The organism is Conexibacter woesei DSM 14684, from assembly GCF_000025265.1.
Lineage (GTDB): Bacteria > Actinomycetota > Thermoleophilia > Solirubrobacterales > Solirubrobacteraceae > Conexibacter > Conexibacter woesei.
The window spans coordinates 4,977,685-4,991,708 of sequence record NC_013739.1; the positions used below are offsets into that span (position 1 = coordinate 4,977,685).

The 14,024-nt window shown below is 73.4% G+C and carries 15 protein-coding genes and 1 riboswitch; of the genes, 8 read left to right on the top strand and 7 right to left on the bottom strand.

Going from position 1 to position 14,024, the window contains the following annotated elements; translation table 11 throughout:
• The first annotated feature begins 75 nt into the window (after positions 1 to 75).
• Positions 76 to 1,014, top strand: coding sequence for an ArsA family ATPase (locus tag CWOE_RS23450; RefSeq protein ID WP_160165559.1), 939 nt, complete (start codon positions 76 to 78; stop codon positions 1,012 to 1,014).
• Positions 1,011 to 2,177, top strand: coding sequence for an ArsA family ATPase (locus tag CWOE_RS23455; RefSeq protein ID WP_012936134.1), 1,167 nt, complete (start codon positions 1,011 to 1,013; stop codon positions 2,175 to 2,177). The genes CWOE_RS23450 and CWOE_RS23455 overlap by 4 nt, the downstream gene beginning before the upstream one ends.
• Here CWOE_RS23455 and CWOE_RS23460 read toward each other — a convergent pair.
• Positions 2,159 to 2,878, bottom strand: a complete 720-nt coding sequence (locus tag CWOE_RS23460; RefSeq protein WP_049793378.1) for a trimeric intracellular cation channel family protein — start codon at positions 2,876 to 2,878, stop codon at positions 2,159 to 2,161. The two genes, CWOE_RS23455 and CWOE_RS23460, sit on opposite strands and share 19 nt — an antisense overlap.
• A 34-nt stretch (positions 2,879 to 2,912) precedes the next feature.
• Here CWOE_RS23460 and CWOE_RS23465 point away from each other — a divergent pair, with 34 nt between their 5' ends.
• On the top strand, positions 2,913 to 4,034 hold the full coding sequence (locus CWOE_RS23465) for an adenylate/guanylate cyclase domain-containing protein (protein WP_012936136.1): 1,122 nt from the start codon (positions 2,913 to 2,915) through the stop codon (positions 4,032 to 4,034).
• 19 nt (positions 4,035 to 4,053) lie between these two features.
• On the opposite strand, the gene CWOE_RS23470 is transcribed toward CWOE_RS23465, so the two are convergent.
• Complete coding sequence (locus CWOE_RS23470; protein ID WP_041730868.1) at positions 4,054 to 4,401, bottom strand: hypothetical protein; 348 nt, start codon at positions 4,399 to 4,401, stop codon at positions 4,054 to 4,056.
• Between the two features lie 43 nt (positions 4,402 to 4,444).
• Here CWOE_RS23470 and CWOE_RS23475 point away from each other — a divergent pair, with 43 nt between their 5' ends.
• Positions 4,445 to 5,161 (top strand): hypothetical protein, encoded by a 717-nt coding sequence (locus CWOE_RS23475; RefSeq protein ID WP_148261128.1) that lies wholly within the window; start codon positions 4,445 to 4,447, stop codon positions 5,159 to 5,161.
• Between the two features lie 111 nt (positions 5,162 to 5,272).
• Here the strand turns inward: CWOE_RS23475 and CWOE_RS23480 are convergent, their stop codons facing one another.
• Positions 5,273 to 6,091 carry an IclR family transcriptional regulator gene (locus CWOE_RS23480; RefSeq protein ID WP_012936139.1) on the bottom strand — a complete coding sequence of 273 codons (819 nt, stop codon included), beginning with the start codon at positions 6,089 to 6,091 and terminating at the stop codon, positions 5,273 to 5,275.
• A 34-nt stretch (positions 6,092 to 6,125) separates the two neighbouring features.
• Between CWOE_RS23480 and CWOE_RS23485 the strand changes: the two genes are divergently transcribed.
• From CWOE_RS23485 to CWOE_RS23495, 3 genes are read left to right on the top strand one after another with little or no spacing between them, the layout of a single operon-like run.
• Positions 6,126 to 7,109 (top strand): sugar kinase, encoded by a 984-nt coding sequence (locus CWOE_RS23485; RefSeq protein ID WP_012936140.1) that lies wholly within the window; start codon positions 6,126 to 6,128, stop codon positions 7,107 to 7,109.
• Entirely contained in the window at positions 7,106 to 7,780 is a 675-nt protein-coding gene (locus tag CWOE_RS23490) for a bifunctional 4-hydroxy-2-oxoglutarate aldolase/2-dehydro-3-deoxy-phosphogluconate aldolase (protein ID WP_012936141.1), read from the top strand. The genes CWOE_RS23485 and CWOE_RS23490 overlap by 4 nt, the downstream gene beginning before the upstream one ends.
• Positions 7,777 to 8,874: an aldose 1-epimerase gene (locus tag CWOE_RS23495; RefSeq protein ID WP_012936142.1), complete on the top strand. Its 1,098-nt coding sequence runs from the start codon at positions 7,777 to 7,779 to the stop codon at positions 8,872 to 8,874. The genes CWOE_RS23490 and CWOE_RS23495 overlap by 4 nt, the downstream gene beginning before the upstream one ends.
• On the opposite strand, the gene CWOE_RS23500 is transcribed toward CWOE_RS23495, so the two are convergent.
• The 3 genes from CWOE_RS23500 to CWOE_RS23510 form a co-directional block, all read right to left on the bottom strand.
• Complete coding sequence (locus CWOE_RS23500; protein ID WP_012936143.1) at positions 8,871 to 10,127, bottom strand: hypothetical protein; 1,257 nt, start codon at positions 10,125 to 10,127, stop codon at positions 8,871 to 8,873. The two genes, CWOE_RS23495 and CWOE_RS23500, sit on opposite strands and share 4 nt — an antisense overlap.
• A 78-nt stretch (positions 10,128 to 10,205) precedes the next feature.
• A complete protein-coding gene (locus CWOE_RS23505) occupies positions 10,206 to 10,598 on the bottom strand; it encodes a winged helix-turn-helix transcriptional regulator (protein WP_012936144.1) in 393 nt (130 codons plus the stop codon).
• 81 nt (positions 10,599 to 10,679) lie between these two features.
• On the bottom strand, positions 10,680 to 11,378 hold the full coding sequence (locus tag CWOE_RS23510; protein ID WP_012936145.1) for an AIM24 family protein: 699 nt from the start codon (positions 11,376 to 11,378) through the stop codon (positions 10,680 to 10,682).
• 211 nt (positions 11,379 to 11,589) lie between these two features.
• Here CWOE_RS23510 and CWOE_RS23515 point away from each other — a divergent pair, with 211 nt between their 5' ends.
• Positions 11,590 to 12,321 carry a glutathione S-transferase family protein gene (locus CWOE_RS23515; RefSeq protein WP_012936146.1) on the top strand — a complete coding sequence of 244 codons (732 nt, stop codon included), beginning with the start codon at positions 11,590 to 11,592 and terminating at the stop codon, positions 12,319 to 12,321.
• Between the two features lie 67 nt (positions 12,322 to 12,388).
• Here the strand turns inward: CWOE_RS23515 and CWOE_RS23520 are convergent, their stop codons facing one another.
• Positions 12,389 to 13,492, bottom strand: coding sequence for a sigma-70 family RNA polymerase sigma factor (locus tag CWOE_RS23520; RefSeq protein ID WP_012936147.1), 1,104 nt, complete (start codon positions 13,490 to 13,492; stop codon positions 12,389 to 12,391).
• 383 nt (positions 13,493 to 13,875) lie between these two features.
• A riboswitch (cyclic di-AMP (ydaO/yuaA leader) is annotated at positions 13,876 to 14,010 on the top strand.
• The last annotated feature ends 14 nt before the right edge of the window (positions 14,011 to 14,024 follow it).

The following is a 14,024-nucleotide window of genomic DNA, read 5'->3' on the forward strand; positions in this document are numbered from 1 at the left end:
GAAACCCATACGCGCCTCTATTCGCAGTCAGGCCGGGCTTTCCTCCTCCGCGCGAAGGTCTAGGCTGACGTGCGCGTGCCCGGTCTCGCCGACAAGCGCCTGCTCTACGTCACCGGAAAGGGGGGCGTCGGCAAGTCGACCGTTGCGATCGCCCTCGGGATCGCCGCCGCGCGGCGCGGGCTGCGCACGATCGTCGCGGAGCTGACGGGGCAGGACCGCGCGGCGGTCGCGTTCGGTCACGCGGACGGCTCCAGCGGCGCGCGCGAGCTGCAGCTGGAGGAGAACCTGTTCGCGATCTCGATCGAGCCGCAGCACGCGCTGGAGGAGTACCTCGTCCAGCGCGCCGGGCCGTTCGGCGACCTGCTCGCCGGCTCGCGCACCTTCCACGGCTTCGTCTCCGCGACGCCGGGGATGCGCGAGCTGCTCGCGCTCGGGAAGGCATGGGAGCTGGCGCAGCCGCAGCGCCGCACGCCCGGCGGCGAGCCGTACGACCTCGTGATCGTCGACGCCGCCGCGACCGGCCACGGCGTCGGCGCGCTGAAGACCCCGCGCACGTTCGCCGAGATCGCGAAGGTCGGCCCGATCGCCAGCCAGGGCCGCGCGCTCGACGAGAGCTTCACCGACCCGTCGTTCACCGGCGTCGTCGCCGTCGCGCTGGCGGAGGAGATGCCGGTCAACGAGACGCTGTCGCTCCAGCAGCGGCTGCGCGACGAGCTGGGGATCGAGCTGGCGCAGACGATCGTCAACGCGCTCGTGCCCGACCGGCTCGGGCCGCGGCAGGCGGCGACCGTCGCCCGCGCCGCCGAGCAGGCCGGCGGCGCGAGCCCGCTCGTGCGCGTGGCGCTGGAGTCGGCGCGCTCCGAGCACGTCCGCGCACGCGCCCAGCGGGCGCAGGTGCAGCGGCTCGCGCTCGGGCTCGCGAGCGACCCGCTGGAGCTGCCGTACCTGTTCGCGCCGTCGGTCGACCGCGACGGGCTCGACGCGCTCGCGACGCACCTGGACGTGCTGCTGTGACGGGCGTCGCCGCGCTGCTCGACGGCACGCGCGTCTGCATCTGCGGCGGCTCGGGCGGCGTCGGCAAGACGACGACGTCGGCCGCGATCGCGACCGGGATGGCGGCGCGCGGGCTGAAGGTCTGCGTCGTCACGATCGATCCGGCGCAGCGGCTCGCGAACGCGCTCGGGCTCGACGCGCTCGGCAACGAGCCGCACCGTGTCGAGCCGGCCGCGTTCGCCGCCGCCGGCCTCCCGCTCGACGGCGAGCTGTGGGCGCTCCAGCTCGACGCCAAGCGCACCTTCGACGACCTGATCGAGCGGCTCGCGCCCGACGACCGCACGCGCGAGGAGATCCTCGCCAACCGCATCTACCGCGAGCTGTCCGGCGCCGTCGCGGGCTCGCAGGAGTTCACCGCGATCGCGAAGCTGCACGACCTCGCGGCGAGCGGCGAGTTCGACCTGCTCGTGCTCGACACGCCGCCGTCGCGCAACGCGCTCGACTTCCTCGACGCCCCCGACCGGCTGACGCAGTTCTTCGAGGGCCGCGCGCTGCAGGCGCTGCTGAGGCCGTCCGGCGTCGGGATGAAGCTGCTCGGCCGCGGGACCGGCGTCGCGCTGAGCGTGCTCAAGCGGATCACCGGCGTCGACCTGCTGACCGACCTGTCGACCTTCTTCCGCCTGCTCGGCGGGCTGCTGGAGGGCTTCAGAGCGCGCGCCGCGCAGGTCGACGCGCTGCTGCACGACCCGGCGACGCGCTTCCTGCTCGTCACGTCGCCCGAGCGCGAGCCGATCGACGAGGCGATCTACTTCCACCGCAAGCTGAAGTCGGCGCGGATGGGCTTCGGCGGCGCGATCGTCAACCGCGTCCACGACGACCACCTCGGCGAGCAGGACGGCGGCGACCTCGCCGCTCGGCTGGTCGCCGAGGCCGGCATCTCCGGCGCGCTCGCGCGCCGCGTCGCCGACTGCTTCGCCGACGAGCACGCGCTCGCCGTGCGCGACCGCGAGAACGTCGCGCACCTCGCCGAGCGGCTCGGCGCCGGCGTCCCGCTGCTGCTCGTCCCGCACCTCGACGAGGACGTCCACGACGCCGGCGGGCTGGTGCGGATCCACCGCTTCCTGTTCGACGTCGACGCAGGCGCCGGCGCGGGCGCCGGCGCCGCTCAGGAGCCGCGGCGGTAGCGCCGCCTGCGGCGCGCGCGCTCCTCCGTCTCGCCCTCGCCGCGCGCTCTGCGGACCGTCTGCAGGCGCGCGAGCAGCGCCTCGTCGGCCGCGATCGCGGTCGGCGCCGTCCAGCCCCGTCGCCACGCGCCGATCCGCGTCGCGAACGTGACCGCCGTGCCGGCGACGACGGCGATCGTCAGCGACACGTCGAGTCTGTCGAGCCCGACGAAGACGAGCACGCCCGCGAGCGCCGCGATCGCGTACAGCTCGCCCTTCTCGAAGACCTCCGGGGTGCGGCCGGTGAGGACGTCGCGCAGCGCGCCGCCGCCGATCGTGGTGATCAGGCCGAGCAGGATCGCCGGCAGCAGCTCGAGCCCGTTCGCGATCGCCTTCTCCGCGCCGACGATGCCGTAGAGGCCGAGCAGGAGCGCGTCGGCGATCAGCACGACCGCGCCCATCCGTTGCAGCGTGCCGGCGAAGAAGAAGACGAGCGTCGCGCCGCCGAGCGCGGTCGCGAGGTACCAGGGATTGTCGAGCGCGACCGGCAGCTGGTTGAGCAGCACGTCGCGCAGCATGCTGCCGCCGATCCCGGTCGCGATCGCGAGCGAGACGACCCCGGCGACGTCGTAGCCGCGCACGACCGCGACGAGCCCGCCGCTGATCGCGCCGACGAAGACGACGAGCAGGTCGAGCGCCAGCGGCGTCTGGACGATCTCCACGCGCAGGAGCGTAGTCATTAGTCTGCGAGGCCGGATGGACGGGACGGACTACGCCGCCGAGGGGCTGCTCGAGGGGCTCGACGACGACGCGCAGGCGCGCGCCGAGCGGATCGCGCTGCTCGACCGCCTGGTCGCCGAGGGCGTCCCGCTGCCCGAGCTGCGTCGCGCCGCCGCCGAGGACCGCCTCGCGCTGCTGCAGGTCGAGCGGATGCTCGGGACCGAGGAGTACACCCCGCGCGAGGTCGCCGCGCGCGTCGGGCTGCCGGTCGAGCTGATCCTGCGCCACCGGCAGGCGCTCGGCCTGCCGCGCCCCGATCCCGACGACCGCGTGCTGACCGAGAGCGACATCGAGACGGCGGCGCGGCTGAAGGCGTTCCACGCCGCGGGCCTGTCCGAGCAGGGCATCCTCGAGGTCTCGCGCGTGCTCGGCGAAGGCCTGGCGCGGGTGGCCGCGACGCTGCGCCCGCTCGTGCGCGACACGTTCCTGGAGCCGGGGATCGGCGAGCGCGAGCTGAGCGACCGCTACGCGACCGCGAGCGCGCAGCTGGGGCCGCAGCTCGGCGTCGTGATGCAACACATCCTCAACATGCACCTGCGCGACCAGCTGCGGACCGACGTCGTCGGGCGTGCGGAGCTGGTGCGCGGCGGCGTGCTCGGCGCGGTCGAGATGTCGATCGCGTTCGCCGACCTGGTCGGCTTCACGAAGCTCGGCGAGCGCGTGCCGGCGGAGGAGCTGGGCGCGATCGCGGGCCGGCTGACGGAGCTGGCGGTCGAGGCCGCGCAGCCGCCGGTGCGGCTCGTCAAGTCGATCGGCGACGCGGTGATGCTCGTCTCGCCCGACCCCGACGCGCTGCTGGCCACGTCGCTGGAGATCGTCGCCGCCGCCGACGCGGAGGGCGAGGAGTTCCCGCGCCTGCGCGCGGGCGTCGCGACCGGCCCCGTGCTGGGCCGTGCGGGCGACTGGTACGGCAGCCCCGTCAACCTCGCCAGCCGCATCACCGGCGTCGCCCGCTCCGGCAGCGTCGTCGCCGCCGGAGCGACGCGCGACGCCGCGACCGCCTCCGACCGCTGGGCCTGGTCACCCCTCCCCGCCCGCCGCCTGCGCGGCGTCGACCATCCCGTCCCGCTCTTCCGCGTGCGGGCGCCGGCCGCCTAGTCGCAGCTCAGCGTCACGGTCACCAGCTGATCGAGGCGAAGGGGAACGTGAACGTTCTTCTCATGCTGAACGTTCCAGTGCAGATCCCGGATAGCGTTGCGACCAGGTTCATCGTGCCGGTGACGGTCGCGCTGTTGCCGCCGATCACCATCGTCCCCGTGAGTCTGCCGGTGTACAGGCATCTTCCGCCAAGGCTGTTCGTGACTAGGAGCGCCGTGTTGACCGTGACGTTCCCGCTGCTGACCGTGATCGTCTCGGGCTGAGCGACCGCGGCAACGATGCCGCTGCACGTCCCGATCGTGTAGCCGCTGACTCTCAACTGTGCACCGGTGCCGGTGCCGGTGCCAGTCGCCGAGATGCCGCTCACCGGGCACGACCACGGAGGCCCTGTCGCCTGCCCCATCGAGCCCGTGCCCGTCGTCGTGGCGTACGGGTCCGGCGCGATCGCTGCCGTCGCGGTTCCACTGCCAGTTGCCACCGTCGCTGCGGCGATCGCCGCCGCCACGCACGCACGCACGTTCATCTTCCCCTCCGTCACCCCGGATGCTGGATCGCCGATGCTACCCCAGGCGACGAGCCCGCGGCAACCTTCAGCTGGCGGGTCAGCCGCTCACCAACTTATCGAGACCCCCGGCAGGACTATCGTTCTTCTCGCCGACTTGGTGGCCGAGCAGAGCCCGCTTAGCGTTCTGAACAGATTCAACGTCCCGCTGACGACGGCGCTGTTCCCGCCGTTCGGCATCGTCCCGGTGAGCGTGCCGACGTATAGGCACGTGCCGAAGAGCGTCGTGAATAGCTTGCCCGTGTTGACGGTGACGGCACCTCTGTTTATCGACACCGTCTCCGCCTTGTTCAATCTCGCCGCGGAGATGACGCCTCTGCAGGCGGCGATGAAGCTGGAAATCGTCAGACTCGCCCCGTCGGCGTTCCCGGTCCCCGATGCCGCGATGCTGGAGAACGAGCACGACGACGCGCCGAATGCCGACGTGGTCGAGATCGATCCGGTGCCCGAGCTGGTCGAGTACGGATCGGGCGACATCGAGGCCGACGCCGGCCCCGCGGTCGCCGCGGCCGACGCTGCCGCGATCGCGGCCACGACAAGGCCGCGCTTGCGCATGAACATCTGAACCCCCTGTTGTGGTGTGCCTGAACTACCGGCAAACTCAACACCCCAATTACCGGTGCGGCGACCATACCAGCGCACCGGCTCCGGCTGCAAATCCGATGCGTGGCGTCGTTCAGGCGTGGCCGAGGCGGCGCGACGCGGTCCGTGCGGCCTCGCGCACGAGCGGGATGAGACGCTGGGCCTCGGCGGGCGTGATGCGGGTCTCGGGCCCGGAGACGGAGAGTGCGGCGACGGTCACACCGGCGTGGTCGAGGATCGGCGCGGCGACGCAGCGGATGCCCGGCTCGTTCTGCACGTCGTCGATCGCGACGCCCTCCTCGCGCGCGGCGGCGAGCAGCGCGCGCAGCGCGGCGGGATCGGTGATCGTCTGCGGCGTGCGCTGCGGGAGCAGGCCGTCCGGCCCGGCCGCCGCGGCGAGCACCGCGTCGACGACGTCCGCGTCCGCGCGCGAGAGGAGCGCGCGGCCGAGGCCGGTGCTGACCGCCGGCGCCGTCGCGCCGACGCGCGAGTGCATCCGGATCGCGTGGCGGCTGTCGACCTTCTCGATGTACACGACCTCGGTCCCGCTGAGGACGCCGAGGTGGCACGTCTCGCCGGTCTCGGCCGCCAGCTCGTGCAGCGTGGGCAGCGCCTCGCGCCGCAGGTCGATCCCGGCCAGGAAGCCGGCGCCGAGCACGAGGCAGCGCGACCCGAGCGCGTAGCGGCCGTCGCCGGCGGAGCGCACCAGTCCGGCGTCGAGCAGGCCGGCGAGCAGCCGGTGCGTCGTCGGCTTCGAGAGGCCGGTCGCGCGCGCCAGCTCGGCGAGCGCGAGGCCGTCCGGCCGCTCCAGCAGCGCGTCGAGCGCGGCGACGGCCTTCACGAGCGCCTTCGTCTCGCCGGTCGCGCGGGCGGGAGCGGAAGCGGCGGCGGGTGTGGGAGAGGAGTCGGCCATCACAGTTTGGAACGGTGTTCTAAAGTACCGGACCATGCCGCTTCCCGCACCGCAGACCCCCGGCCTCGTCACGCTCGGCGAGTCGCTCGCGTTGCTGACCACCCGCGAGCCGGAGCGCCTGCGCCACGCGCACGAGCTGGTGCTCGCGGTCGGCGGCGCCGAGTCGAACACGGCGATCGGCGTCAGCCGGCTCGACGCGCCCGCGACGTGGATCGGCCGCGTCGGCGCCGACGAGCTGGGCGAGCTGGTCGTGCGCACGCTGCGCGCCGAACGGGTCCGCGTCGCGGCGACGGTCGACCCCGAGGTCCCCACGAGCCTGATGCTGAAGGAGCGGCCGAGCGCCACGAGCGCCCGCGTCTCCTACTACCGCGCCGGCGGCCCGGGCGCGCGCCTGCGCCCCGGCGACCTCGACCGCGAGCTGATCGCCGGCGCCGGCGTCCTGCACCTGACGGGGATCACGCCCGCGCTGTCGCCGAGCGCGCGGGAGACCGTCCACGCCGCCGTCGCGATCGCGCGCGAGGCGGGCGTGCCGGTCTCGTTCGACGTCAACTACCGCTCCAAGCTGTGGGCGCCCGCGGACGCCGCGCCCGAGCTGCTCGCGCTCGCCGCGCTCGCCGACCACGTCTTCGTCGGCCACGACGAGGCGCAGGCGCTCGGCTGGCCCGGCGACCCCGCCGCGCTCGGCGCCTGGCTGCGCGGGGCCGGCGCAAGCGGCGAGGCCGCCGCCGCCCGCGTCGTGGTCGTCAAGCTCGGCGCCGACGGCGCGCTCGCCGTCACCGCCGAGGGGACGCATCCGGTCGCGCCGGTCCCGATCGTGCCGGTCGACCCCGTCGGCGCCGGCGACGCGTTCGCCGCCGGCTATCTCGCCGAGCTGCTCGCCGGCGCGCCGCTCGCCGTCCGCCTCCGCACCGCCGCCACGTGCGGCGCCGCCGCGTGCACCACGCGCGGCGACTGGGAGGCGCTTCCCACGCGTGCCGAGCTGGCACGCCTCGACGCACCCGAGGAGGTCGTGCGATGAGCCCCGCGACGAACGCCGGGACCGAGACGCTCGCCGCCCTGCGCGCGCGCGGGATCGTCGCCGTGATGCGCGCGCCCGCGCCCGAGCAGGTCGTGGCCGCCGCCCGCGCGCTCGCTGACGGCGGCGTGACGGCGATCGAGGTCACGTACACCGTGCCGGACGCGGCGGCCGCGATCGCTGAGCTGGCGGGCGACGAGCGGCTGCTGGTCGGCGCCGGAACGATCGAGACCGAGACGCAGGCACGTGAGGCGGTCGCGGCCGGGGCGCGCTACCTCGTCAGCCCGCACGTCTGCGACGCCGCGATCGAGGTCGCGGACGAGGCCGGCGTGCCCGCGATCCCGGGGGTCTTCACGCCGACCGAGGTCGCGACCGCCGCGCGCCGCTGCGAGCTGCTGAAGCTGTTCCCCGCCAGCCTCGGGGGGATCGAGCTGCTGAAGGCGCTGCGCGCGCCGTTCCCGCGACTCGCGTTCATGCCCTCCGGCGGCGTGACTGCGGACAACATCGGCGCCTGGCTCGCGGCGGGAGCCGTGACGGTCGGCGCCGGCGGCGACCTCGCCCCGTCGAGCGCCGTCGAGGCAGGCGACGCTGCCGAGCTGACGCGCCGCGCGCGGCGTTGGGCGGATGCGCTCGCGCACGCCCGCACGACGACGGCGACGACGGCGGCCGCGTGACGGCCCAGCTCCACCGCACCCGCCGCAACCACGGCGCGCGGATCTCCGAGTCGAGCGTCGAGGGGATGGCGCTCGTCGCGCTGGAGAACGAGCTGCTGCGCGTCTCGGTGCTCGCCGGCAAGGGCGCCGACGTGATCGAGCTGCTGTACAAGCCGCTCGACCTCGACTTCTGCTGGGCGCGCCCTGCGCCGCTCGCGAACCCCGCGCGCCGCCCGGCCAGCGCGGCCGACGACGTCGCGACGTTCCTCGACTGGTACCACGGCGGCTGGCAGGAGGTGCTGCCGAGCGCCGGCGCGCCGTCGGGCCACGGCGGCGCCGCGTTCGGCCAGCACGGCGAGGTCCACCTCGTGCCGTGGGACCACGAGATCGTCGCCGACACGCCGAGCGAGATCGCGGTCCGTTTCCGCGTGCGGCTGCGCCGCCTGCCGCTGCTGCTGGAGCGCACGATGTCGCTGCGCAGCGGCGAGTCGCGGCTGCGGATCGAGCAGCGCCTCGTCAACGAGAGCGACGTCGAGCAGCGCGCGATGTGGGGCCAGCACGTCGTCTTCGGCCCGCCGTTCCTGGAGCCGGGGATGCGGATCCGCGTCCCCGACGGCGCGCAGGTCCTCCCCCATCCCGACCCGGTCGGGCCGACCGGGCGGCGCATCGCGATCGACCGCGACGACGCCGGCGCACCGACCTCCTTCGCCTGGCCGCACGCCTCCGCGCCCGGCGGCGGCACGATCGACCTCTCGCGCGTCCCCGCCCGCGGCGAGCCGAGCGAGCTGCTCTACCTGACCGGCCTCGCCGACGGCTGGTGCGAGATCGGCGCCGCCGGCAGACCGGGCTTCCGGCTCGACTGGGACGTCAACGTGCTGCCGTACCTGTGGGTGTGGCAGGAGCTGGGTGCGAGCACCGGCTGGCCGTGGCACGGCGAGGCGTACGTCGTCGGCCTCGAACCGTCCTCCAGCCATCCGACCACCGGGCTCGCAGCGGCGATCGAGAACGACACCGCGCTGCGGATCGCGCCACGCGCGGAGCTGACGCTCGCGTGGTCGGCGACGGTCCTGCCGGACGGCGTCGGCGTCGGCGCCCCGGCCGCGGCGCCGGCCTAGGAGGCGAGCGGCTCGGCCGCGGCCTCGGCCAGCAGCTCGTCCGCGAGCGTGCGCACGTCCGAGTCGAGGTGGCCGCAGAGTATGTCGCGCAGCAGCGCGCGCAGGTGGCCGGACAGCTCATCGAGCAGCCCCTCGGCGCTGCCCTCGGGCTGCGCCAGACCGCCGATCACGGTGCGCTCCAGCGTGACCGCGCGCGCGACCCGCTCGGCGAGCGCCCCGCGCTCCTCGGGCAGCCCGCAGATGACCGCGAGCCGCTGCGCGAGGCGGCCGCTCTCGGCGCCCTCGGGCTCCAGCAGCGCGCGCAGCGCGAGCAGGTCGTCGGTCAGCGCCTCGAACGGCGACAGCCGCTCGCGCGCCATCTCGAAGCGGGCGAGTGCCCAGGCGACCTCGCCCGCACGCGGGGTGCGGCGCGCGACGAGGCTGCAGAAGGCGCGCAGCTCGTCCTCCTGGTCGGCGGTCAGCGCGGTGCGGCCGCGCGCACGGCCGCTGCCGCCGAGCGGCGCGACCTGCCACGGGCCGCCGTCGAGCTGCGCCCAGGCGAGCGGACCGAGCGCGTAGGAGCCCTCGTCGAACAGCCGCAGCGCGCTCAGCAGCCGGCGGAAGCGAGCGCGCGCGGTCGACAGCGGCGGGCCGGCGAGGCGCTCGCCCTCCAGCGTCAGGACGGCGAGCACGGTGCCGTGCTCGACCTCGCCGGGCGTCGACCACACGGCCTCCGGCGGCGCGTCGGGCAGCGTCTCGCCGCGCACGAGCGCGAGCCCCTCGCCGAGCGGGACCTCGTCGGACTCGAGCGCGAGCCCGAGCAGCGGCGCGAGCACGAGCGCGACCTGACGGCCCTCGTAGAGCGCGGTCTCCAGCTCCGTGTAGGCGGCGGCGAAGCGCTCGGGCTGGAAGCCGAACTCGCTCGACTCGGCGTAGACGGCGGACAGGAACGAGCGCAGGACCGCGTCGGCCCGCTCGCGCTCGTCCGGCGGTATCCGCGGCTCGCCGCGGGCGCGCAGGTAGGCGTCGATGCCCTCGATCGCGGCGATCGCGCGCGCGGCCGGCAGGTAGCTCGGCAGCCGGTCGAGGATCCCCATCCGCGAGCGGATGAAGTTGCCGGTGAGCGGCCGATAGCAGTAGAGCGCGCTGCGAGCGCCGGGCTCCTCGATCACCTCGAACGGGATCTCGGCACCGCGCGCCGTCTCCGCAGCGAGCTGCAGGCCCGAGTCCTCGGTGAACGCCTGGAGCAGCTGGTGGAGCGTGCGATTGCGCATGCACCAGCGATTCGCCGGGTGCCGGAGCGGTCCTGCCGGCGCACGCGCGCTTGCAGGATGCGGGCGCGGACTCGCTCGCTACGCAGCCGCGACGGCGGCGGGCGGCGCGTCGGCCTCGACGGCGTCCGGCGCGCACGGCCCGGCCGAGGAGCAGTCGCCGTCCGCGCCGAGCCAGCGGGTCCCGTAGGAGCGCATGTCCTCGATCAGCGGGACGAGCGCGCGGCCCTTCTCGGTCAGCGCGTACTCGACGCGCGGCGGCACCTCGGGGAACGTCTGGCGCTCGACGATGCCCTCCTCCTCCAATGCGCGCAGGCGCAGCGAGAGGGTGCGCGGGCTGATGCCGCGGAGCGAGCGCTCCAGCTCGCCGAAGCGCGACCGCCCTTCGGCGAGGTCACGGATGATCAGGAGCGTCCACTTCCCGCAGACGATCTCGGCGGTACGGCAGACGGGACAGCTGTCATCGTACGACATACCTCCCAGGATACCGCAAGACTTCACGAACTGAAGTGAACGGAGGCGCCACACCGCGTGCGACGCCTCCACGACACGCGCCTACCCGCGCAGCATCTTGCCGATGCCACCGGCGAGCGGGCTGCCGGCGGGGACGCCCTCGGACGGCTGGATCAGCACCCAGCCGGCGCCGGAGAAGGCGATCTGGAGCGTCTCCCCGGAGGACTTGCCGATCAGGCTCTTGAGGTTGACGTCGGTCTTGACCGACGTCGAGACGCCCGAGGACCAGACGATCGCGGCCTGCGCGTCGGCGAACGTCGGCGCCGTCTCGACGTCGAGCCGCACCGGCGGCCCGTCGGTCACGACGGCTACCCAGCCGGTGCCCTTCAGCGACAGGTTCGTCATTCCGCCCGCGACCGCCGAGCCGGCGTCCTTGACGCGCTCGATGTCCCAGTCGATGCCGGCGTCGAACGCGAGCACGTGCGCGCCGTTGCACGTGATCTTGTCGTCCTCGAGGTGGATCAGGTGGATGTCCTGCGCGGCGTCGGCGAGGAAGACCTCGCCGTGGCCGGTCACCTTCATCAGCTCAGCGCCCTCGCCGCTGACGGCCTTCTTCAGCATCCGGCTCATGCCGCCCGAGCCGGCATGCTCGAACTTCACGTCGCCCTGGTAGGCGACCATCGAGCCGATCTTCGCCTGGATCGTCACCGCTTCCAGGCGGACCTTCAGCAGCTTCGAGTTCTGCAGCGTGAACGCGTCCGTCGAGGTCGTCTCGCTGAACTGCGCCAGTGTTGAGTCCACGGTCCCGGGTCCTTTCGAGGTCGTCGAGGACGCCAGGGAAACACGCCCCCACGCGATCGTCAAGAAAGCTGTTACGGATTGGGGAACTTCCCTCCCCCGTCGGATGGAGCGAGGGCGACCGGTACGGGAGAGGCCCACGGCCCCGCCCTCTCCCGTGCCGATCCACCGAGAACCGGCATCGCGAGCAGGGGACCGGAGTAATGTCGCGCGGATGCGAGCGACGCTGTACACCCTCTCGATCTCGAACCCCGGCCACAGCGCGCGCCTGATGCTGGCGTACAAGGGCGTCGAGACGAAGGCCGTCGATCTGCTGCCGGGCATGCACCCGCTGCTGCTGTGGCTGCTCGGCTTCCGTCGCGGCACGGTGCCGGCGATGAAGCTCGGGGGCCGCCGCGTCGAGGGCTCGCTGGAGGTCGCGCAGGCGCTCGACCGGGCCGTCCCGGAACCGCCGCTCTACCCGTCCGACCCGGCGCGGCGGGCCGCCGTCGAGCAGGCCGAGCGGTGGGGCGAGGCCGATCTGCAGGGCGTGCCGCGACGGATCGCCCGCTACGCGCTCGCGCACGACACCGACCTGCGCACGTGGCTCGCGCGCGACATCGCCAGACTGCCGCTGCCGCGTGCGGTGGCGATCGCCAACGCGCCCGTCGCCCGCGTGCTGGCGGCGCGCGTCGGCGCGAACGAGGCCGGCGCCCGCGCCGCGCTCGCCGGTCTGCCGGCGACGCTCGACCACGTCGACGCACTGCTCGCCGACGGCACGATCGGCGGCGAGCAGCCGAACGCGGCGGACTTTCAGATCGCCCCGAGCGTGCGGCTGCTCGCAGCGATCCCGGAGCTTGCCGACGCGCTCGCGGCGCGTCCGTGCGACGCGTGGGCGCGCGGGATCCTGCCGGACCTGCCGTCGATGCCGCGCTCGCGCGTCACGTCAGAGCTGACGCGCACCTGAACGGAGAAGGGCCCCGGCGAACCGGGACCCTTCGTACGAGAAACGGGGTGTGTCCGCCGCGCGGGGTCTACGCGACGTCGCGGAGCTTCTGCGCCTCCGCGAGCGACTGCAGCTTCTTGAGCGACTGGTTCTCGATCTGGCGGATCCGCTCGCGCGTGACGTTGAACGTGCGGCCGACCTCGTCGAGCGTGCGCGGATGCTCGCCGCCGAGGCCGTAGCGCAACTCCAGCACGCGGCGCTCGCGGTAGGAGAGGTTCTCGAGCGCCTCGCGAAGGGCTTCCTTCGTGAGGATCTCGGCAGCCCGCTCGTAGGGAGACTCCGCGCGCTCGTCGGCGATGAACTGGCCGAACTCGGACTCCTCCTCGTCGCCGACCGGCTTCTCCAGCGAGACCGGCGCCTGCGCGGAGCGCTTGATCGAGTCGACCTCCTCCGGGTCGATCCCCGTCACGTCGGCGATCTCCTCGGCGGTGGGCTCGCGGCCCAACTCCGTGACGAGCTTGCGCTCGGCACGGCCGATCTTGTTCAGCTTCTCGACGACGTGGACCGGGATGCGGATCGTGCGCGCCTTGTCGGCGAGCGCACGCGCGATCGCCTGGCGGATCCACCAGGTCGCGTAGGTCGAGAACTTGAAGCCCTTGCGGTAGTCGAACTTCTCCGCGGCGCGCACGAGGCCGAGCGTGCCCTCCTGGATCAGATCGAGGAACGGCAGGCCCTGGTTGCGGTAGTTCTTCGCGATCGAGACGACGAGGCGAAGGTTCGACTCGACCATCTTCTGCTTCGCGTCGAGGTCGCCGCGCTCGATCCGCTTCGCGAGGTCGACCTCCTCCTGGGCGGTGAGCAGCCGCACCTTGCCGATGTCCTTCAGGAACAGCTGAAGGGAATCGGTCGTCATGTCGGGCTTGAGGTCGAGCGCGGTTCTCGCGCGGCGGCCGCGACGTCTGTCGGGCGCGCGTTCGACCTGGTTGCTCGCCGTCGTGGCCGGATCGATCTCCTCGACGAGCTCGATCTCGGCTCTCTCGAGGAAGCCGTGCAGGTCCTCGACGTCCGACTCGTCGAGATCGAGCTCGCTGACCGCTCTCGCGATCTCGGCGTACGTCAGGACGCCGAGCTGCGTGCCGCGGTTGACGAGGCCCTTGATCTCTTCGAGTTCCTGAAGTTCAGCTACTGACATCTGGTTCCGTTTCTCGTAGCGCGCGCCACCCCGTTCCGGCCCTCGGCGCGATCATCAGACGCTGGTCACCCGCATCGCGCGCGCACCATCGCCATCCAAACATGGGCAGGAGTCTAGCTACTTCATTTTCTGAAGTCAACGCGTCGGCGCCAGTGGGGGCTACCAGCCCTGAGTCGGGCGTTTGTGCGCGCGCGGCGGACTTCCTCTACCTACTACGCAGAACGACCACGAACGTTTCAAGTTGCGGCCAGATCTCCCAAGATCATCGGCTGGGCGCGACGGCGCTTGAGCGCTCCACTACCCGGCGCGATGGGCGACGCGCCGGGACTCGACGCGGCGCCGCGTTCCGCCGCCGCGGTTTCATATACTGCCCGCCGCCACACGCCGAACGGTCATGCGTCCGACGCCTGACCGACGGGGGAACCACTTGCGAGCCTCGGCTCGCGGGGGCGAATCGGTCGCAGCTCGGACCGTAGCGGTGCTTCGGCATCGCGAGCCCGTCAGCTCACCTCGTAGGCACCGGCACCCCATC

What these genes read in the sequence shown, in the direction of transcription:
- CWOE_RS23485 (WP_012936140.1), top strand. Translation starts at nt 6,126, where the DNA reads ATGCCGCTTCCCGCACCGCAGACCCCCGGCCTCGTCACGCTCGGCGAG.
- CWOE_RS23520 (WP_012936147.1), bottom strand. Translation starts at nt 13,492, where the DNA reads ATGTCAGTAGCTGAACTTCAGGAACTCGAAGAGATCAAGGGCCTCGTC.
- CWOE_RS23465 (WP_012936136.1), top strand. Translation starts at nt 2,913, where the DNA reads ATGGACGGGACGGACTACGCCGCCGAGGGGCTGCTCGAGGGGCTCGAC.
- CWOE_RS23515 (WP_012936146.1), top strand. Translation starts at nt 11,590, where the DNA reads ATGCGAGCGACGCTGTACACCCTCTCGATCTCGAACCCCGGCCACAGC.
- CWOE_RS23490 (WP_012936141.1), top strand. Translation starts at nt 7,106, where the DNA reads ATGAGCCCCGCGACGAACGCCGGGACCGAGACGCTCGCCGCCCTGCGC.
- CWOE_RS23500 (WP_012936143.1), bottom strand. Translation starts at nt 10,127, where the DNA reads ATGCGCAATCGCACGCTCCACCAGCTGCTCCAGGCGTTCACCGAGGAC.
- CWOE_RS23480 (WP_012936139.1), bottom strand. Translation starts at nt 6,091, where the DNA reads ATGGCCGACTCCTCTCCCACACCCGCCGCCGCTTCCGCTCCCGCCCGC.
- CWOE_RS23505 (WP_012936144.1), bottom strand. Translation starts at nt 10,598, where the DNA reads ATGTCGTACGATGACAGCTGTCCCGTCTGCCGTACCGCCGAGATCGTC.